Here is an 18,779-nt window from a genome sequence, read left to right as displayed (position 1 = left end):
GCTTGGGTGCGCTGGTGGGCATGCTTCGCCGGCGGGGGCGCAACAAAGACCATCGGGGAAATTTACGGTGAGAATTGCCGCGCTGTTCTTGGGCTTGATTGCCGGGCTGTTTGCGCTCCTGGCGCCGAGTGCGCTGCGCGTCGACCTGATGTCCCCGTTCCTCGATTTCTGGACCCACAGCTCGAACGAGCGGCTGCTTGGCACCATCATCTGGTATGCGGTCGCCGGCGCCGCGCTGCTCGGTGGCGTGCTCGCCACGGTGACTCCGGGATTTGCGGCGCTGCTGCTGATCGGCGCAGCAGCCGGCTGGCTGGGGATCGCCATATCGATGCCGCAGCTATTCACCTACCACCTGCTGGCGCCGGCGGGTACCGCCGGGATTGCGGCACTGTTCGCGTTCCTTGCCGGCGAGTTGCAGGTCCGGCGTCGACGGCAGGCCCGGCGCAACCGGCGGCTGGCGGTCGAGGCCCCGGATGAGAACGACAGCGAGTTCGAACGCGAAGCAGCGTTGCGCATGGACCCGATGCTGATGCCGCGACACGACGTGCCGCCGCCGCCCAAGCGCGCCATTCCGCTGACGCTGGACGATGTGACCGTCACGTCGCGCCCGACGACCACGCCGCCGCGCTGGGAAGATCTCGATGCGCCGCCGCCGCCGCGTCGCCACGATCCCGACATGTGGGCGGAAGCACGCCGCGAACAGCTCGAGCCGACTGAGGCTCCGCGGGCCCGGGTCGCGCCCGAACCGCGAGCCGAGACGTGGGAGCGCGAACCCGAGGTGCGGCGGCGCGAGCCTGACGGGCCCGGCCGCGAACGAGCCCCCCGGCGCGGGCCGGAGGCCCGACCGGAGCAGCAGCGGCGCAGCTCTGAGCGAGACCAGCGCGGCAACATCTGGGTCGCGATACTGGCAGCGATCGTCGCCGTTCTGGGCATCGGGATCATTGCGGCGGGCGGCTACCTGATCAATCGCGACGGGTCGCTCGACGCACTGTTCGGCCAGCCCGGGGCACCGGCGCCAGTGCTCAGCACCGATGCCGGGAAGACGCCGGCGCCGGCAGCCGAGCCAGAGGTCGCATCGAGGATCGCCGCCACGCCCGCTCCGGCCGCGAAACTCGAGCTGCCGGCAGCGCCGGCTGTGGCGGCGTCCACCCCCCCGACACCGGCGGCGGCAGAGGCCGAACCGGCAATCGCGCCAGCGCGGGTCGCGGCCGCTCCTTCGGCCGGAAGCTATGACGATCCGTTCGCCTATTGCCGTGCGGTCGGGACAATCGACTACATCGACAACCGCTATGTCGGTCCCGCGGTGACCTCGGCGATTGCGCAGGCTCTGCTGGTTCCACCCGGCTCGGCACGTGACCGGGTACGCTGGCGCTGCGTCTCCGGGGCGGTGCTGGCGTGTACATCGTATATCGGACCGATCTGCGACATGGCGCCGACGGTGGTCGAAATGCGCGAGTTCTGCGAGCGGAACCCCAATGTCGAGCAGTTGCTGGCGCCCAGCGGGACATGGGCTTGTGTCGATGGCAAACCGCAACTGCCGGCCGATGCCCGCTGGCCGATCGATGAACGCGGCTTCCTGCCCCAGGGCTGGATCAGGGTGCCGGACGGAGCATCGGCGACAGCGGGCTAGCCGGGCCGATCACAGCCGCCGCCATCGAAGCCGGCAATAGAGCGGGATCGCGGACCGCCGGGGCGCGGCGTCAGGCGCGCGGCAGCCGCCTGGTGGAACCACGGATCACCAGTTCGGGAAAGAACAGGTCGGTCTCGCTGTTGGCGCGGCGGCGGCCGGCAATCAGATCGAGCATGATGTCGATGGCGCGCTCGGCCATGCTCGCGAGGGGCACGCGGACGACGGTCAGTGGCGGCGCCAGCAGTTCGGCGAAATCGAAATCGTCAATGCCGACGATCGACAGGTCTGCCGGTGCGGCGAGCCCGAGATCGTGCAGGGCATGCAGCGCCCCCAGCGTCATCATGTTCGAAATCGACAGCAGCGCCGTCGGGGGATCGGCCAGGCGCATCGCGGCCGACACACTCCGGGTGGCCAATGACTGGTCGTAGTCGCCCTTGAGCAGCAGGTCCGGATCGACTGCTAGTTCGGCGTCCCGATGGGCCTCGAGGTAGCCGGCAAGGCGATCCTTGCTGGTGGCGAGCTCGGCGATGCCGGTGAGGACGGCGATGCGGCGATGGCCGAGGTCGATCAGGTGCTGGGTCGCGATGCGGGTTGCGGCGATGTTGTCCAGTTTGACGACGTTGTAGGCCAGCCCCTCGACGAACATGTCGAGCAGCACGGTCGGCACGTGAATTTCGCGCTTCAGCCGCTGGCCGTGCTCGAGGTCGGAGCGGGTGGGAATGATGATCAGACCCGCCACACGCTGCTGGCGCAGCATGCGCAGGATGTGGTTCTCGCGCTCCGAATCCTGCCCGGTCGAGAACACCATCGAGAGATAGCCGGCATTGAGGCAGACATTCTCGATAATGCGCGCCACGGCGGCGAAATGCGGATTGGTGATCGAAGGAACGATCAGGCCGATCAGCCGCGACTGGCCGCTCCTCAGGCTCTGCGCCCCGCCATGCGGCACATAGCCCAGTTCGCGCACCGCCGCCTCGACCTTGGCGATCACATCGGCACTCACCGGTGCAGAGCGGTTCAGCGCCGCCGATGCCGTGGAAATGGCCACGCCTGCATGCCTCGCCACGTCGCGAATGGTTGCCAAGTCGAATCTCCAAGCGCCTTGGCTCTTGCCAAGCGCGTCGCAAAGTGCTGTATACGAAACGTTTCGACTTCGCAAATGACCGGCGACGGATGGGGGGATACTCCAGCCGGCGCATCATCAGGCCAGCGATACGAAACGTTTCGACCGGGGGATCGGTCAACGATAAGCGCCCGATGGCGCGGAGGGAGGATTGAGTATGTTCAGGATTTCACGCCGCAACCTGTTGGTGTCGTCGGCAGCATTGGCGGCGGGCGCTGGCCTGGGGCTCGGCCGGGCCGCAGCACAGTCGGATATCACCGCGACGCTCAAGCTGCAGACGTTCGGTGGCGATGCCGAGCTCGCCGGCATCAACAACGCCATCGCGCGCTTCAACAAGGCCTATCCCAACGTTACCGTCGAGGTATCGATCGACCCGATCTCCACCGGCTGGGGCGACTACGTCACCAAGGTGCTCGGCCAGTTCACCTCGGGCTCGGCCGCCGATGTCTACGGCACCGCGATCGAAACTTTCCAGGCGTTCTCGGCGCGCAACCTCTTCCTGCCGCTCAACGATTTCGTCGCCGCCAATACCGGCTTCTCGGATTTTGCGCCCAGCCTGTTCGAACAGGGCTCGTACAAGGGGAACATCAACTACATCCCCATCGGCTGGAACAACATCATGATCAACTACAACCGCGACCTGTTCGACAAGGCAGGCCTGGCCTACCCGGCGCGTGGTTGGACCTGGGAGCAGTTCCGCGAGACGGCCAAGGCGCTCACCGTGAAGGACGCCTCGGGCACTGTCACCCAGTTCGGCTATGAAGTGCCGAACCAGAATTTCTTCGTCCAGCCGTGGTTCTTCTCCAACGGCACCGGCGTCTTGAATGCCGACTGGACGGCCTCGAACATGCTCGACCCCAAGGTCGCCGAGACGCTGCAGTTCCTCTACGACCTGATCCATGTCGACGGGGTGTCGCCCATTCCGGGTGCCGAGACGCTGGACAACCAGTTCATGGCCGGCCAGGTGGCGATGATCAGCCGCGGCCAGTGGATCGTCCAGAACGCCAAAAAGAACAACGTCAACATGGACATCGCCATCCCGCCGATGAAGGAGAAGGAAGCCACCGTCATCGGCTTCGGCGCCTATGCGATCGCCAAGTCGGCGCCCAATGCCGATCTCGCCAAGGCGCTGGTGCTCGAACTCACCAGCGAGGAGACACAGCGCGAGCAGGGCGAGCGCGGCGGCGGCGTTCCGGGCCGCAAGTCGGCGGCCTCGAGCGAAGCCTTCCTGGCCTTCCCGCCCAGCGCCTTCCTTTATTACGAGACGCTGCCGTTCACGACGGCCGTGCCCTCGCCTGCCAACTTCCAGGAAGTCGAGAAGATCTTCATCCGGCACTACACGGCGATGATGTCGGGCCAGGAAACCATCGCCGACGGCACCAAGGCCGCCGACGCCGAACTCAACGAGTCCTTCGCCCGCCTGAAGCAGCAGCTGGGCGGCTGAGGTCCTCCCGTGGGAGGGGAGCCGACTGAGACAGACGACCCCCTCCCATCCTCCCCCATGAAGGGGGAGGTGCCCTGCCGGTGAGCGTGGCACAATCGCAGCTAAGGCTCGACTCTTCACCTCCCCCTTTATGGGGGAGGCCGGGAGGGGGCCGTCCCTATCAGTCGGGTTGTAATGACGGTGACCAAAGCAATCGCGGCACAAAAACCCTCCGATCTCCGCCGCGCCCAGGCGCGGACCGGGTATCTGTTCGTGCTGCCTACCTCGGTGCTCTATCTCACCTTCGTCTTGGCGCCGGTGATCCTCACCGTGATCCTCAGTTTCGCCTATTACGACCCGATGCTCGGCTCGCGCTGGGTCGGGTTCGAGAACTTCCAGCGCTTCTTTACCGATCGGCGCTCGCTCGAGATCCTGTGGAACACGCTGCGCTTCACCTTCTTCGCGGTAACCTTCAACGTCTCGATCGGGCTGATCCTCGCTCTGGCGCTCAATCGCGCCATGCCGGGCTGGCTGCTCTACTTCTTCCGGCTCGCCTTCTTCCTGCCGGTGATCATCGCCGCGGCGTTCGTCTCGATCGTCTGGAGCTACTTCTTCGGCGATGACCTCGGGGTCATCAACTACTTCCTGCGCGTCCTGGGCCTGCCCGCCGTGCGCTGGCTGACCGATGCCTCGACCGCCATGACCTCCATCGTCATCATGGACGTATGGAAGAACACCGGCTTCTTCATGATCATCTTCATTGCGGCGCTGCAGGGTGTGCCGAAGACCATCATGGAAGCGGCGGTGATGGACGGCACGCCGGCCTGGCGGCAGTTCTTCCGCATCACCCTGCCCTACATCTCGCCGGTGGTGTTCTTCTGCATCGTCTACGCCTCGATCGGCGCGCTGCAGGTCTATGAATCGATCGTCATCCTGACCCAGGGCGGCCCCGGCGATGCGACCCGCTCGCTGTCGATCCTCATCGTCGAGCAGGGCTTTGGCAGCTTCCAGATCGGCTATGCCGCCGCCATTTCGGTGGTGATGACGGTGATCATCCTCATCATCACCGCCATCCAGCAAGCTCTGTCGCGCAAGTGGGTGCAGCGATGAACAACCCCATGCAGACCCAGGCCGCGAAGCGCTGGCTCGACTACACCATCATCGCCGTCATTGCGGTGCTCGCCATCGGCATGCTGTTGCCGTTCCTGTGGCTGTTCTCGGTGTCGTTCAAGCCGGTGTCGGAGGCTTACAAGCTGCCGCCGACCTTTTGGCCGACCAGCCTCGATCTTTCCAACTATGCCGCCGTGCTCGCTTCGCGGGTACCGTTCCTGCAAATCTACGGCAACTCGCTGCTGATCGCCGTGGTGGTGACGGTGGGCCAGTTGGTCACCTGTACGCTTGCTGCCTTCGCCTTTGCCCGGCTCGAGTTCCGCGGCCGCGACACGCTGTTCGTCATCCTCTTGATCGGGCTGATGTTCCCGGCGCAGGTCACGATCCTGCCGATCTATCTGGGCTTTGCCCAGGTCGGGCTGATCAACCAGCCGATCGGGCTGGCGCTGATGTACCTCACCTCGAGCTTCGGGGTGTTCCTGATGCGCCAGTTCATGCTGAGCCAACCCAAGGCGCTGGAGGAAGCCGCGCTGATGGATGGCGCCGGCTATCTCAAGATCTTCTGGCGCATCTCGCTGCCGCAGCTCAGGCCGGCACTCTCGGCGCTCGGCATCATCACCTTCACCCAGACCTGGAACTACTATTTCCAGGCGCGCGTGCTGCTCGGCCGCGAGACCTCGATGACCCTGCCGGTGGCGATGGACGTGCTGCGCGGCTATCTCGGCTCGGGCAGCCTGTCGCTGGTGATGGCCGCAATGAGCATGTCGATCCTGCCGGTCGTGCTGCTTTTCCTCATTGCCCAGAAGTTCGTGATCGAAGGCATCACGATGAGCGGCATCAAGAACTAAGCCGTGCCATGACCATTGCACCAAAGGCCCCCTCACCCGACGCTTCGCGTCGACCTCTCCCCCAAGGGAGAGGTGCCGCTGCGGCACCATATCGCCCCCATCACCACCTCTCCCTCTGGGGGAGAGGTCGGCCCGCAGGGCCGGGTGAGGGGGCCTTTGCCGCCCCACCACTAGTTATGCAGTACAGCAGGGACATTCATTGAATGTGGGACGATCTCGCCTCCATAGACGCGCGCTTTCACTATGCCGGCGAGCGCTCCCGTTACCTCGCCTTTCCATTGGGCGGCATCGGTTCGGGCGGCTTCTCGATTTCGGGCAGCGGCCGGCTGATCGATTGGTCGCTGCGCAACCGGCCGGCACTGCAGAGCTACAACGGCTACTCCCACTTCGCCATCAAGGCGGAGGCGGATGGCAGGCTCGTCGATGCGCGCGTGCTCAACGGTCCGTACGATCAGAACCCGGCGGGCGCGCCGGGGATGCGCAAGATGTTCGACGGCTTCGGGCATGGCGCCAACCGCCAGACGCTGGTCGGCGTGCCGCATTTCCGCAATGTCGATTTCTACGGCCGCTTCCCCACCGCCGATCTGGTGTTTTCCGACGACCGCTTCCCGGGCGGGGTGCGGATGACGGCGTTCTCGCCGTTCATCCCGCACGAGGATCGCGACAGCTCGATGCCGGTCGCCATGCTGGAGTTCGAGATCGTCAACACCAGTGCCGAGGCGCTGACCTATACGCTCGCTGGCACGCTCGGGAACTACGGCGCCAATAGCGGCAGGAACAGCTTCCGGCAGGCGAACGGCGTCAGCGCCATGCACCTCACCTCCGATGATCCGGAGATCAAGGACACCGAGCGCGGCGACCTCAGTATCGCCACCGACGCCGAACTGGTCGAGCACACCGACTACCACTTCCGCGGCCAGTGGTTCGACGATCTGAGCGTCTACTGGAAGGAGTTCGCCCGTCCCGGCCCGCTCCCCACCCGGCACTACGACACGCCGCGCAGCCGCCACATGTATTTCCAGCCCGAGCATACGACGCTCGGTGCAAAGGTCACCGTACCATCAGGCGAGCGCCGCACCGTGCGCTTTGCCATCGCGTGGAATTTTCCCAAGGGCGATGTCTACTGGGCCTGGCGCCCCAAGCCCGATGGCGTGATCCCCGATCGTCCGACGCCCAGCTGGACCAACTACTACTCCACCCAATGGGCGGACTCGCTGGCGACCGCCACCGATGCACTCGCCCGCTGGGACGAGCTGAAGCGGCGGACCCTCGCGTTCCGTGATGGCCTGTTCGGCAGCACGCTGCCGGCGCCGGTGAAGGATGCTGCGAGTTCGACGCTCGCCCTGCTCCGCACCGCGACGGTGATCCGCCTCGAGGGTGGTGAGCTCTGGGCCTGGGAAGGCCAGCATACTGCTGACGGCTCCTGCGAGGGCACGTGCACGCATGTGTGGAACTACCAGCAGGCGCTGGCCCACCTGTTCCCGGCGATCGAGCGCACGCTGCGCGAGACCGAGTTCACCTACAACATGCTGCCCTCGGGCGGGCTGACGTTCCGGCAGAAGCTGCCGCTCGGCAACGGCTTCGACATTATCGGCCCCTGCGCCGACGGGCATTTCGGCGCCATCATCAAGACGTATCGCGACTGGAAGCTTTCGGGCGATACCGAGTGGCTGAAGCTTTATTGGCCGCAGGTGAAGCGCGCCATCGAATATGCCTGGAGCGAGGACAACCCCGACCGCTGGGATCCCGAGCAGACCGGTATCCTCTCGGGCCGCCAGCACCAGACGCTCGACATGGAACTGTTCGGGCCCAACTCGTGGCTCGGCTCGATGTATGTCGCGGCGCTTTTGGCCACCACCGAAATGGCCGCCGTCCTTGGTGACGACGACCTTGCAGCGACCACCGCGCGCATGGGCAAGGCCGGCGCCACCTATATCGACCAGGAGCTCTTCAACGGCCGCTGGTTCGTCCAGAAGATCGATCTCTCCGACAAGTCGGTGCTGACCCCGTTCGATGAGGGCCGCGCCGCCGGCGTCCTCGCCGATAGCTTCATGGACGTCTACTGGTCCGACGAATTCGGCGAGATCAAATACCAGATGGGCGAGGGCTGCATCACCGACCAGATCCTCGGCCAGTGGCACGCCGAGGTCGCCGGCATCGGCCAGTTCCTCGACAAGGGCAAGATCGAGACAGCGCTCCGCTCGGTCCATGCCAACAATTTCCGCCCCAGCCTGGCCGACCACTTCAACCCGTGCCGCAACTACGCCTTCGAGGATGAAGGCGGGCTGCTGAACGCCACCTACCCCGATGGCATCCGCCAACCGATGGTTGCCGCTCCCTATGCCGAGGAGGTGTGGACCGGCCTCGAATACATGTCCGCCTCGCACATGATCATGCATGGCCTCGTCGCCGAAGGACTCGACATTGTCCGCGCTGCCCGCGACCGCCACGACGGCTCGGCGCGCAACCCCTGGAACGATATCGAATGCGGCTCCTATTACGCCCGCTCGATGTCGGCCTGGCAGCTGGTCAACGCCTGCTCGGGGCTCGAGGCTGATTTCGTGGCCGGCACGCTGAGCTTTGCTCCGAAAATGGAGGGTGACTGCCGCCTGTTCTGGTCGGCCGGCACCGCGTTCGGCACGCTCAATCGGTCGGGCGACGAGATCAGCGTCGAGCTGCTTGGTGGGACGCTGCCGGCCGACACGAAGATCATCGTCGATGGCAGGACCATCGCCGCCCCCTCATCCGCTGTGACCCACGAGTAAGCCATGGCCGAGATCCAGCTCAAGTCGGTGACCAAGAGCTTCCAGTCGCTGGAGGTGATCCACGGCATCGACCTCACCATCAAGGACGGCTCTTTCACCGTGTTCGTCGGTCCCTCCGGCTGCGGCAAGTCCACGCTGCTGCGGATGATGGCGGGGCTCGAGGAGGTGAGCGGCGGCGAGGTGCATATCGATGGCGCGCGCTGCGATCACCTGCTCCCCTCGGCGCGCGGCATGGCCATGGTGTTCCAGTCCTATGCGCTCTACCCGCATATGAGCGTCGAGCAGAACCTGCGGTTCGGGCTCGAGAACCAGCGGCTGGCTAAACCCGAGATCACGGCGCGGGTGGCCAAGGCCGCCGACATACTGCAGATCACGCACCTGCTCGCCCGTCGGCCCAACCAGTTGTCGGGCGGCCAGAGCCAGCGCGTCGCCATCGGCCGGGCCATCGTCAAGGAACCAAAGGCCTTCCTGTTCGACGAGCCGCTCAGCAACCTCGATGCGGAGCTGCGTATCAAGATGCGCGGCGAACTGATCGCGCTGCACCAGCGGCTCGGCTCGACCATGATCTATGTCACGCACGACCAGGTCGAAGCGATGACCATGGCCGACCAGATCGTGGTGCTGAACGAGGGCCGCATCGAGCAGGTCGGCAGCCCGGTCGAACTCTATGCCCAGCCGAAAAACCTGTTCGTCGCCCACTTCATCGGCGCCCCGCCGATGAACACGCTGAAAGGCACGCTGCGACGCCTCGCCGACGGCGCCGCCGTGGAACTCGCCTCCGGCGCGGTGATCCCCCTGCCGGGCCGAAAGTTCGATTTCGTCGATGGCGCTCCCGTAACGCTGGGCATCCGCCCCGAGCATGCGGAACTTGGACACGGACCGTTCGAGGTCACAGCCACCACCACCGAGGTACTCGGCTCAGGAACCATCGTTCACGCCAAGAACAGCACCGGCAACGACTTCGCCCTCGCACTCCGCGGCATCAGCCGCGTCGCGGCGGGCGACAAGCTCGCCATCCAGTTCCCGGAGCACTTCGTGCATCTGTTCGATGAAGCCGGAGAGACCATCGGTGTGCAGTCGGACTGGCGCGCAACTTACTTCAACTGAGGGGAGAGGCTGGAGCGGGTGAAGGGAATCGAACCCTCGTCGTAAGCTTGGGAAGCTTCTGCTCTACCATTGAGCTACACCCGCGACAGGGACGTATGTGCCGAATGCGGGGCGCGGCGTCAAGGTGGAGGATTAGTCCTGCTTTGGGGTTTCGCCCGGTAGCGCTATAGTCACCCCCACTGGCCCGACGTACCGGGAGCTGATCTCCCGGTGTGGGGTCGGACAGGGAGGTCGTGAGATGGTTCGGACTGCGATTGCGATTACCGTTCTGATGCTGAGCGGCACAAGTGCGTTGGCGCAGGGTGGCGATGCCGCGCTGGGTGAGACGGTGTTCAAGAAATGCATGTCCTGCCATGCTGTGGGCGAAGGCGCGACCAACAAGGTCGGCCCGGTGCTGACCGGTGTGGTCGGGCGCACCGCCGGGACCTATGAAGGCTACAGCTACTCGCAGGCGATGAAGGATGCCGGGGCGGGCGGGCTGGTATGGACGCCGGAGAACCTGGCGCAGTTCCTCGCCAAGCCCCGGGATTTCGTCAAAGGCACCAAGATGAGCTTTGCCGGGCTGGCGAAGCCCGAAGACGCGATGAACGTCATCGCTTATCTCCAATCGCTCTCGCCGCCTCCGGCCCAGTAGCCCCCTCGCTCAGTGGACGACCGGCGCGGGCACCGTGGGGCTCGCGCCGAAGAACTCCAGGCGCGTGAACAAGGTGTAGTCGGCCTCGAACGCCATCAGGATGACGAAGACCAGCACCAGCACCGGCGGCACCAGGATGGCGTAACTGAGCGCCAGCCGCTCCCAGACCATGTGCATGAACACGGCGATGATCAGCCCGGCCTTGCCCAGCATCAGGAGCAGGATCAGGCCCCAGCGGACATAGCCCTGGAACTGCAACAGATCGACCGCGTAGGAGCAGGCGCTGAGCACGAACAGCCAGAACCAGACGATCAGGTAGAGGCGGATGGGGTGCTGCTGGCCCTCGGCATGGGCGTCGGGCGCCGCCAGGGTTTCGGAGCTCATATGTGCTTCAGCCATGATCTCACCACAGGTAGAACAGCGCGAAGATGAAGACCCACACCAGGTCGACGAAGTGCCAGTAGAGCCCGGTGATCTCGACGATTTCCCAGCGGCCCTTGCGTGAGGTGAAGAAGCCCTTCTTGCCGGTGTCGAAATCGCCGCGCCACACCTTGCGGGCCATCAGCAACAGGAAGATCACCCCGATGGTGACGTGGGTGCCGTGGAAACCGGTGACCATGAAGAACACCGAGCCGAACTGCGGGGCGCCCCAGGGATTCTCCCATGGCCGCACCCCCTCGGAAATCAGCTTGGTCCATTCAAAGGCCTGCATGCCGACGAAGGTCGCGCCGAGCGCGGCGGTCAGCAGCATCAGCACCGTGGTCTTCACCCGGTCGCGGCGATAGCCGAAGTTCACCGCCATCGCCATCGTGCCGCTCGAGGAGATGAGAACGAAGGTCATGATGGCGATGAGGATCAGCGGCATGTGCACTCCGCCGATCTCGAGCGCGAACACCTCGGAAGGGTTCGGCCAGGGCTCCGACGTCGACATGCGCACCGTCATGTAGGCGATGAGGAAGCAGCTGAAGATGAAGGTGTCCGAGAGCAGGAAGATCCAGATCATCGCCTTGCCCCAGGAGGCGGTCTTGAAGGCGGTCTTGTCGGACGACCAATCGGCGACGAAGCCCGGGAGCCCGGGTTGCGGATCGGTGTGGGTCAGGGCCGGATCGGACATCGGCGATACTCCCTCGGTCAGCTCAGCAGCTGCTGGCAGAATGCGACGAAATCGCTGGCCCAGCCGGCCAGCAGGCTAAGCAGGACCATCCAGACGAACAGCATGAACAGCCAGTAGGTGGCGCAGAGCTCGACATTGAGACGGACGCTGTCGACGCCCCCCCTTCCCCACGCCTTGCGGCCGGCCCAGCCGACCGCCACGAGGCCGCCGAGGATGTGCAGGCCGTGGAGGCCGGTGACCAGATAAAAGAAGCTGTTGGCCGGGTTGCCGGCGACGATATAGCCGGCCGACGATAGCTCGCCCCAGGCGAGCACCTGGCCGGCAAGGAAGGTGACGGCGAACAGTCCTGCCGCTGCGAGACCGCCGCGCACCTGCGGCATGCTCCCACGGTGCACCGCCCGCTGGGTCCATTCGAGCGCAAGGCTCGAAGCGACCAGCATCGCAGTGTTGAACCAGAGGATGGGGGGCACCGGCAGCGGCTGCCAGTCGCCCAGTTCGCGGCGCATGAAGTAGGCGCCGGTCAACAGCGCGAACAGTGAGCCGACAACGGCGAGCAGGAAGCCGAGGCCGACACGCTTGGCCGGGTCGCGCGAGGCCTGGAAATCGGGAACACCCTCGATCACCCCCTGCTCCAGCCACGGTTTTGCCGTCAGCCGCTGGCGCGCCAGCCACCAGCCGGCGAGGCCGGCGAGGATGGCGAAGAACATCACCACGATACTCATGACTTGGCAGCCTTGCGCTTCCTCGGGGCTTCATCGTGCGGCGGGTTGGGCCCGGGCTGGTTCTGCGGGATGAAGTCCTCGGCGGCGCCGGGCACGCTGTAATCATAGGCCCAGCGATAGACCACCGGCAGCTCACGCCCGAAATTGCCGTGGACGGGCGGCGTTTCCGGCGTCTGCCATTCGAGCGTGGTGGCCCGCCAGGGGTTGCCGCCCGACGGCTTGCCGTGGCGGATCGACCAGACGAGGTTGAAGACGAAGGCCAGTTGGGCCGCGCCGACGATCAGCGCCATCACGGTGATGAAGATGTTGAGATCATGCGCGGAAGGCGGCTGGAACGAGATATCGCCGGATTCGAAATAGCGCCGCGGCACCCCCATGATGCCGAGATAATGCATGGGGAAGAAGATCAGGTAGGCGCCGAGGAAGGTGACCCAGAAGTGCAGGTGCGCCAGCGTGTTGTCGAGCATGCGGCCGGTGATCTTGGGGTACCAGTGGTAGATGGCGCCGAAGATCACGAGGATCGGCGCCACCCCCATCACCATGTGGAAATGCGCCACGACGAACATGGTGTCGGACAGCGGCACATCGACCACCACGTTGCCGAGGAACAGCCCGGTCAACCCGCCATTTACGAACGTGACGATGAAGGCGAGCGCAAACAGCATGGGCGGGTTGAGATGGATATCGCCGCGCCACAGGGTGAGCACCCAGTTGTAGACCTTGATGGCGGTGGGCACCGCGATGATCAGCGTAGTGACGGCGAAGAAGAACCCGAAATAGGGGTTCATGCCGCTGACATACATGTGGTGGGCCCAGACGACGAAGCTCAGCGCGCCGATGATGACGATGGCCCAGACCATCATGCGGTAGCCGAAGATGTTCTTGCGCGCGTGGGTGCTGATCAGGTCGGAGACGATGCCGAAGGCGGGCAGCGCGACGATGTAGACCTCGGGATGGCCGAAGAACCAGAACAGGTGCTGGAACAGGATCGGACTGCCGCCATCATGCGGAAGAATCTCTCCCATTTCGACCAGCGCCGGCATGAAGAAGCTGGTGCCGAGCAGCTTGTCGAACAGCATCATGACGCAGGCGACGAACAGAGCCGGGAAGGCGAGCATGGCCATGACGGTAGCGATGAAAATGCCCCAGACGGTCAAAGGCATGCGCATCAGCGTCATGCCGCGGGTGCGGCCCTGCAGCACCGTGACGATGTAGTTGAGCCCGCCCATGGTGAAGCCGATGACGAACAGGATCAGCGACACCAGCATCAGGACGATGCCGGATTCCTGGCCGGGCGTGTTGGAGAGGATGGCCTGCGGCGGATAGAGCGTCCAGCCGGCCCCGGTCGGCCCGCCCGGGGTAAACCAGCTCACCACCAGCACCAGCACGGCAAGCAGGTAGGTCCAGTAGCTGAGCATGTTGACATAGGGGAACACCATGTCGCGGGCGCCCAGCATCAGCGGGATCAGGTAGTTGCCGAAGCCGCCGAGGAACAGCGCCGTGATCAGGTAGATCACCATGATCATGCCGTGCATGGTGATGAACTGGTAGTAGGCTGCCGCGTCGATGAAGGAGAGGAAGCCGGGGAAGGCCAGCTGCATGCGCATCAGCCAGGACAAGACCAGCGCCAGCATGCCGATGGCCAGCGCAGTGCTCGCATACTGGATGGCGATGACCTTGGCATCCTGCGAGAAGACATAGCGCGTCCACCAGCTTTTCGGATGGTAGAGCTCGGCATCCGGAAACTCGGCGGCGTGGGCATCGGGCCCGTGAGTGGCGTCGACCATCAGAGTGCCTCCTAGCACGTCGTCTGATGCGAAATCGCGCCCGGAAAATCCGGCGGCCTCGAGCGTTTGTTGAAACGCGCTAGTTGATGTCGGCCGTCTTGAGAACCTCCGGAGCATAGAGTTGAGCGTAGGTCTGCTGGCTGGCGAGCCAGGCGTCGTAATCGGCCTGGGTGTCGACCACGACACCGCCGCGCATATAGGGGTGGCCGGTGCCGCAGAGCTCGGCGCAGAGCACTTCGAACTGGCCGGTGCGGGTGGGGGTGAACCAGAAATAGGTGACCGCGCCGGGGATCATGTCCATCTTGGAGCGAAACTCAGCGACGTAGAAATCGTGCAGCGTATCGACCGAGCGCAGCAGCATCTTCACCGGCTTGTCGACCGGCAGGTGCAGGTAATCGGCCTCGATCAGCACGTCGTCATGGCCGTTGGGATCGTCGGGCTTGATGCCGTAGGGGTTGTCTGCGGCGACGAGGCGGGTGTCGGAAAGCCCCAGCTTGCCGTCGGCGCCGGGCAAACGGTACGACCATTGCCATTGCGCTCCCATCACCTCGGCTTCGGTCGCGTCAGCGGGAACGGTGATGAACTGGCCCCAGACGAACAGGCCGGGGATCAGCATGGCGGCGACACCGACCGCGGTCAGCCCCATCAGCCAGTTCTCGAGCCGCCTGTTCTCGGGTTCGTAGTCGGCCTTCTGCCCTTCCTTGTGGCGGAAGCGCCAGACGCAATAGGCGACGAACAGCACCACGGCGGTGAACACCGCCCCGGTGATCCAGAAGGTGATGATGATGGTGTTGTCGATATAGCCCCAGTTGGACGCGATCGGCGTCCACCACCAGGGGCTCAAGAAGTGGAACGCCACCGAGCCGACAACGATCAGCACAAGCACGACTGCTACGACCATCCCACTCCTCCTCCAGAGGGCAGACGATGAGGCAGTCGGCGCCTAGAGCGCAGCGCAAAACATACGTCGGGCGCAGCAGGGGTTCTGCTCGTCTTCAGCCATGCATGGCGCATTGCTACAGAGCAAACACGGCCCGGATGGTCTCAGGCCAACTAGAATCGGAGCCATATTTGCTTTAGGCACCGGCACTTAGATATTGATGATCACATTGGCTCACGGACTTGTCAATTGCGACCAATTCTCGCAGCCTCGACGATGACAGCGCCACGACGCTTCCGAAGCCGTGGCTTGTTTGGGCCTGGTCTGAACGCTAAACTACACGACAGGACTTGCGGCCGAATGGGCGAATGTCCGATCGGCAGGTCCATCGAGAGATGGCGATGCAGACGTGTCTCAAGTGTGGTTTCAGCAACCCGGACGCGGCTAAGTTTTGCGCCAATTGCGGTATTGCGCTTGAGGTCGCCCGGCCTGTCGAAGGCGAACGCCGTTTTGCGACCGTGCTGTTTGCCGATGTGGCGCGCTCCACCACCATAGCCGAACAGATGGACCCCGAGGATTGGGCCGGCATCATGCACGGCGCCTTTGCCTTCATGAATGCCGCCGTATCGCACTATGGCGGGACGGTGTCGCGGCTGATGGGCGATGCGGTGCTGGCGCTGTTCGGCGCGCCGGTGGCGCATGAGGACGATGCCGAACGCGCGGTGCGCGCCGGGCTCGAGATGCAGGACGCAGCGATGCGCTACGCCACGGGCATCAAGCAGCAGCACGGCGTCGATTTCGATCTGAGGGTTGGCATCAATACCGGCACGGCGGTGCTGGCCTTTGTCGGCGACGCGATCAAGACCGAGTACACGGCGCTGGGTGACGCCGCCAATGTGGCGGCGCGGCTCCAGTCGGCGGCAGAACCAGGCACGGTGCTGATCAGCGCCGACACCCACAAACTGGTGCATGCGCTGTTCGATTTCCGGCCGCGCGGCAGAATTGACATGAAGGGCAAGACCGAGGCGGTCGAATGCTACGAGGTCACCGGCATCAAGGCGGTGCCCGAGGCGACCCGAGGGCTCGCTGGACTGTCGTCGCCGCTGGTTGGGCGCGAGCGCGAGATCGGGCTGTTGCGGGACCGGCTGGTTGACCTGACCATGGGGATCGGCTCGGTGGTAGCAGTGGTCGGCGAGGCCGGCCTCGGCAAATCGCGACTGCTCGCCGAGCTCAGGCACCTGCGCGACGCCCTGCCCGAGCCGCGACCGATCTGGCGGGAAACGCGGGCGATCTCCTATGGTCAGGCAATCCCCTACTATCCTTGGCGGCAGCTCGGCCGGGTGATCGTCGGCGCTGACGACATGGATGCCGCGCCCGCGGTCCGGGAAAAGATCGCCGCCTGGGTCGAGCGGCTGGGGCTCAAGCCAACCGACATCCCGTTCTACGAGACGATGATCGCGGTGGAAGGCGATGCAAGCCGCGCGACGCTCCGCACCATGTCGGGGGAAACGGTGGTTAACGGCGTGGCGGCCGCCATCGTCAACGCCATCAAGTCGGTGATGCATGCCGACAATGGCATGACGCCCTATGTGATGGTGATGGATGACCTGCACTGGTCGGACTCGGCGACACTGGAGCTGATCGCCCAAGTGGCGACGCTGGCGGCATTCGAGCCGATCCTGCTGGTGACGATCCTCCGGCCTGACAGGAAGGCGGCCAGTTGGCAATTGCTGGATCGCCTGCAGGGGAGCCTCGGCAGCAGCTTCTCGCGCCTCGACCTCGAACCGCTCGATGCGGCAGGTTCCAGCCAGTTGCTGGGGAACCTGCTGCATATCGAGGATCTGCCCGAGAGCATCCGGGCGCAGATCCTCGAGCGCTCCGAGGGCAATCCGTTCTATCTCGAGGAAGTGCTGCGTTCGCTGATCGACGGCGGCCAGGTGGTGCGCGAGGGCGAGCACTGGCGGGCCACCCGTGACATCATCGAGGCGACCATCCCGGATACGCTGGCGGGCGTCCTCAGTTCACGCATTGACCGGCTGCCCGACACCACCAAGCGGGTGGCGCAGACGGCGGCGGTGATCGGTCGGGTGTTCCAGCACCGGGTGCTGGAATCGGTCTTGCAGAACGGGCCGGCGCCGGAGCGGATCGAGCATATCGAGCCGCATCTCGCGACCCTCAGCTACGAACAACTCGTGCGTGAAAAGGCGCGCGACCCGGAGCGCGAATACATCTTCAAGCACGCGCTGACCTGCGAGGCGGCCTACGACCTGCTGTTGCGCTCGCGCCGCCGGGACCTGCACGCGCGCTGCGGCTCGGCGCTGGAGACCCTGTTCGCCGAGCGGCGCGATGAGTTCGCGGCGATGCTGGCGCACCATTTCGAAGAGGCGGGCGACCTCGAGCGGACGCTGCAATATGCGCGGGTCGCCGCCGACACGGCGCGCCGGGTCTACGCGGTGCGCGAGGAGCTCGAACATCGCGACCGGATCCTCGCAACGCTCGAGAAGATGCCGGGCGCCATGCCCGCCGACCTGATCGACGCGGTGCTCGAGTGGGCCTGGGTGCGCAATCGCCGCGGGCAATATGAGGGCATGCTGGAAAAGATCGAGAAGGCGGTACAGATCGCGCGAGAGCTGGGCGACAAGCGACGGCTGGGGCTGACGCTGTCGTGGATGGGCAACGTCCACATGGTCACCGGCTTTCCGTCGCGGGGCTTCCCTTATCTCGAAGAGGCGCAGGCCCTTGCCACCGAGACCGGCGACGACCAGGTGCTGCTGCTGCCGCTGTTCATCGCAACGTGGTCGCTGGTGGAGCGGGACGCCCGCTCTGGCGAGGAGAAGCTCGCCAAAGTGATCGAGATGGCCAGTAAGCAAGACGCGCCGGATATCCTCGGCCACGCTCTCACCTACCGCGCCATCGCGCTGGCCCGGCTGGGCCAGTTCGACGAGGCCAGCGCCCTGGTCGAAGAGGCTCTGGCGCTGATCCCAACGATCGGGTCGGCGGTGAAGCAGGCTGACGTACATATCGGCGCGGGCATGGCGTACTACGATATGGGCGACATCGAGAAAGGCCTCGAGCATGCGCATCTCGGGGCAGATCTCGCCATGTCGAACAATGGGCTCGAATGCGCCTGTGCCGGCTATTTCGGTGTGGGTCGGGGCGAGCTCGACAAACGCAATATCGATGATGCGCTGGTGCAGTTCCGGCGCTCGCTGAAGCTCGCCGATGCGGTGGGCATGGACTACTACATCAACATGATCCGCGCCGGCGTGGCGGAGGCCGAGTTCGAGCAGGGCTCGACGGGTTCGATCGAGAAGTTGCGCAGCGCCATCGACAACGCCCGATCGACCGATGACGACTTCGTCGTCGCAGTGCTGGCTATGCCGTTCTCGCGGGCGCTGCTGCGGCTCGAGCGGGCGAGCGAGGCGCGCGAAACCATCACCTCGGCGATCGCCTATTTCCGCCGCATGAATCTGAAGCCCTATCTCGCCAACGCCTTGAGTGTGCTCGGCGACGTCACCGATGCCCTGGGTGAACGAGGGGTGGCGGCGGAAGCGCGCGACGAGGCGGCAAGCCTCAGGGACGAAATCAAGCTGCCGCCGCCAGCGACAGCCCTGCCGCACATCATCCAGGCCTAGC

At 64.9% G+C, this 18,779-nt stretch carries 14 protein-coding genes and 1 tRNA gene; 8 read left to right on the top strand and 7 right to left on the bottom strand.

Annotation, left to right across the window (positions count from 1 at the left end; translation table 11 throughout):
- Positions 1 to 67 precede the first annotated feature (67 nt).
- Positions 68 to 1,630, top strand: a complete 1,563-nt coding sequence (locus tag VGV07_RS04255; RefSeq protein ID WP_326867447.1) for a hypothetical protein — start codon at positions 68 to 70, stop codon at positions 1,628 to 1,630.
- Between the two features lie 70 nt (positions 1,631 to 1,700).
- Here the strand turns inward: VGV07_RS04255 and VGV07_RS04250 are convergent, their stop codons facing one another.
- The gene (locus VGV07_RS04250) at positions 1,701 to 2,714 is read right to left on the bottom strand and encodes a LacI family DNA-binding transcriptional regulator (protein ID WP_326867446.1); all 1,014 of its coding nucleotides are present in this window, start codon (positions 2,712 to 2,714) and stop codon (positions 1,701 to 1,703) included.
- 196 nt (positions 2,715 to 2,910) lie between these two features.
- On the opposite strand from VGV07_RS04250, the gene VGV07_RS04245 reads away from it, so the two are divergent.
- The 5 genes from VGV07_RS04245 (at position 2,911) to VGV07_RS04225 (ending at position 10,006) form a co-directional block, all read left to right on the top strand.
- Positions 2,911 to 4,197: a sugar ABC transporter substrate-binding protein gene (locus tag VGV07_RS04245; protein WP_326867445.1), complete on the top strand. Its 1,287-nt coding sequence runs from the start codon at positions 2,911 to 2,913 to the stop codon at positions 4,195 to 4,197.
- 180 nt (positions 4,198 to 4,377) lie between these two features.
- The gene (locus VGV07_RS04240) at positions 4,378 to 5,286 is read left to right on the top strand and encodes a sugar ABC transporter permease (protein ID WP_326867444.1); all 909 of its coding nucleotides are present in this window, start codon (positions 4,378 to 4,380) and stop codon (positions 5,284 to 5,286) included.
- A complete protein-coding gene (locus VGV07_RS04235) occupies positions 5,283 to 6,134 on the top strand; it encodes a carbohydrate ABC transporter permease (RefSeq protein WP_326867443.1) in 852 nt (283 codons plus the stop codon). Before VGV07_RS04240 ends, VGV07_RS04235 begins: the two co-directional genes overlap by 4 nt.
- A 203-nt stretch (positions 6,135 to 6,337) precedes the next feature.
- Entirely contained in the window at positions 6,338 to 8,899 is a 2,562-nt protein-coding gene (locus tag VGV07_RS04230; protein ID WP_326867442.1) for a GH116 family glycosyl-hydrolase, read from the top strand.
- A gap of 3 nt (positions 8,900 to 8,902) precedes the next feature.
- Positions 8,903 to 10,006: a sn-glycerol-3-phosphate ABC transporter ATP-binding protein UgpC gene (locus tag VGV07_RS04225; protein WP_326867441.1), complete on the top strand. Its 1,104-nt coding sequence runs from the start codon at positions 8,903 to 8,905 to the stop codon at positions 10,004 to 10,006.
- Between the two features lie 10 nt (positions 10,007 to 10,016).
- Here VGV07_RS04225 and VGV07_RS04220 read toward each other — a convergent pair.
- Positions 10,017 to 10,090, bottom strand: a tRNA-Gly gene (locus VGV07_RS04220).
- A 154-nt stretch (positions 10,091 to 10,244) separates the two neighbouring features.
- On the opposite strand from VGV07_RS04220, the gene VGV07_RS04215 reads away from it, so the two are divergent.
- Positions 10,245 to 10,640, top strand: a complete 396-nt coding sequence (locus VGV07_RS04215; protein ID WP_326867440.1) for a cytochrome c family protein — start codon at positions 10,245 to 10,247, stop codon at positions 10,638 to 10,640.
- A 9-nt stretch (positions 10,641 to 10,649) separates the two neighbouring features.
- Here the strand turns inward: VGV07_RS04215 and VGV07_RS04210 are convergent, their stop codons facing one another.
- The 5 genes from VGV07_RS04210 to VGV07_RS04190 form a co-directional block, all read right to left on the bottom strand.
- Positions 10,650 to 11,039 (bottom strand): cytochrome C oxidase subunit IV family protein, encoded by a 390-nt coding sequence (locus VGV07_RS04210; RefSeq protein WP_326867439.1) that lies wholly within the window; start codon positions 11,037 to 11,039, stop codon positions 10,650 to 10,652.
- Positions 11,040 to 11,043: 4 nt separating this feature from the next.
- Positions 11,044 to 11,754, bottom strand: a complete 711-nt coding sequence (locus VGV07_RS04205) for a heme-copper oxidase subunit III family protein (protein ID WP_326867438.1) — start codon at positions 11,752 to 11,754, stop codon at positions 11,044 to 11,046.
- 17 nt (positions 11,755 to 11,771) lie between these two features.
- The gene (locus tag VGV07_RS04200; protein ID WP_326867437.1) at positions 11,772 to 12,476 is read right to left on the bottom strand and encodes a cytochrome c oxidase subunit 3; all 705 of its coding nucleotides are present in this window, start codon (positions 12,474 to 12,476) and stop codon (positions 11,772 to 11,774) included.
- Positions 12,473 to 14,263 carry a cytochrome c oxidase subunit I gene (locus VGV07_RS04195; RefSeq protein ID WP_326867436.1) on the bottom strand — a complete coding sequence of 597 codons (1,791 nt, stop codon included), beginning with the start codon at positions 14,261 to 14,263 and terminating at the stop codon, positions 12,473 to 12,475. Before VGV07_RS04195 ends, VGV07_RS04200 begins: the two co-directional genes overlap by 4 nt.
- Positions 14,264 to 14,342: 79 nt before the next feature.
- The gene (locus tag VGV07_RS04190; protein WP_326867435.1) at positions 14,343 to 15,164 is read right to left on the bottom strand and encodes a cytochrome c oxidase subunit II; all 822 of its coding nucleotides are present in this window, start codon (positions 15,162 to 15,164) and stop codon (positions 14,343 to 14,345) included.
- A gap of 380 nt (positions 15,165 to 15,544) precedes the next feature.
- On the opposite strand from VGV07_RS04190, the gene VGV07_RS04185 reads away from it, so the two are divergent.
- Positions 15,545 to 18,778, top strand: coding sequence for an adenylate/guanylate cyclase domain-containing protein (locus tag VGV07_RS04185; RefSeq protein WP_326867434.1), 3,234 nt, complete (start codon positions 15,545 to 15,547; stop codon positions 18,776 to 18,778).
- Position 18,779 lies beyond the last annotated feature (1 nt).

Origin of the sequence: Devosia sp. (assembly GCF_035944845.1) — a bacterium.
Taxonomy (GTDB): domain Bacteria; phylum Pseudomonadota; class Alphaproteobacteria; order Rhizobiales; family Devosiaceae; genus Devosia_A.
This window is presented reverse-complemented; position numbering and strand designations above follow the sequence as displayed.

What these genes read in the sequence shown, in the direction of transcription:
- VGV07_RS04205 (WP_326867438.1), bottom strand. Translation starts at nt 11,754, where the DNA reads ATGTCCGATCCGGCCCTGACCCACACCGATCCGCAACCCGGGCTCCCG.
- VGV07_RS04210 (WP_326867439.1), bottom strand. Translation starts at nt 11,039, where the DNA reads ATGGCTGAAGCACATATGAGCTCCGAAACCCTGGCGGCGCCCGACGCC.
- VGV07_RS04200 (WP_326867437.1), bottom strand. Translation starts at nt 12,476, where the DNA reads ATGAGTATCGTGGTGATGTTCTTCGCCATCCTCGCCGGCCTCGCCGGC.
- VGV07_RS04225 (WP_326867441.1), top strand. Translation starts at nt 8,903, where the DNA reads ATGGCCGAGATCCAGCTCAAGTCGGTGACCAAGAGCTTCCAGTCGCTG.
- VGV07_RS04195 (WP_326867436.1), bottom strand. Translation starts at nt 14,263, where the DNA reads ATGGTCGACGCCACTCACGGGCCCGATGCCCACGCCGCCGAGTTTCCG.
- VGV07_RS04215 (WP_326867440.1), top strand. Translation starts at nt 10,245, where the DNA reads ATGGTTCGGACTGCGATTGCGATTACCGTTCTGATGCTGAGCGGCACA.
- VGV07_RS04230 (WP_326867442.1), top strand. Translation starts at nt 6,338, where the DNA reads ATGTGGGACGATCTCGCCTCCATAGACGCGCGCTTTCACTATGCCGGC.
- VGV07_RS04185 (WP_326867434.1), top strand. Translation starts at nt 15,545, where the DNA reads ATGCAGACGTGTCTCAAGTGTGGTTTCAGCAACCCGGACGCGGCTAAG.
- VGV07_RS04245 (WP_326867445.1), top strand. Translation starts at nt 2,911, where the DNA reads ATGTTCAGGATTTCACGCCGCAACCTGTTGGTGTCGTCGGCAGCATTG.
- VGV07_RS04235 (WP_326867443.1), top strand. Translation starts at nt 5,283, where the DNA reads ATGAACAACCCCATGCAGACCCAGGCCGCGAAGCGCTGGCTCGACTAC.
- VGV07_RS04190 (WP_326867435.1), bottom strand. Translation starts at nt 15,164, where the DNA reads ATGGTCGTAGCAGTCGTGCTTGTGCTGATCGTTGTCGGCTCGGTGGCG.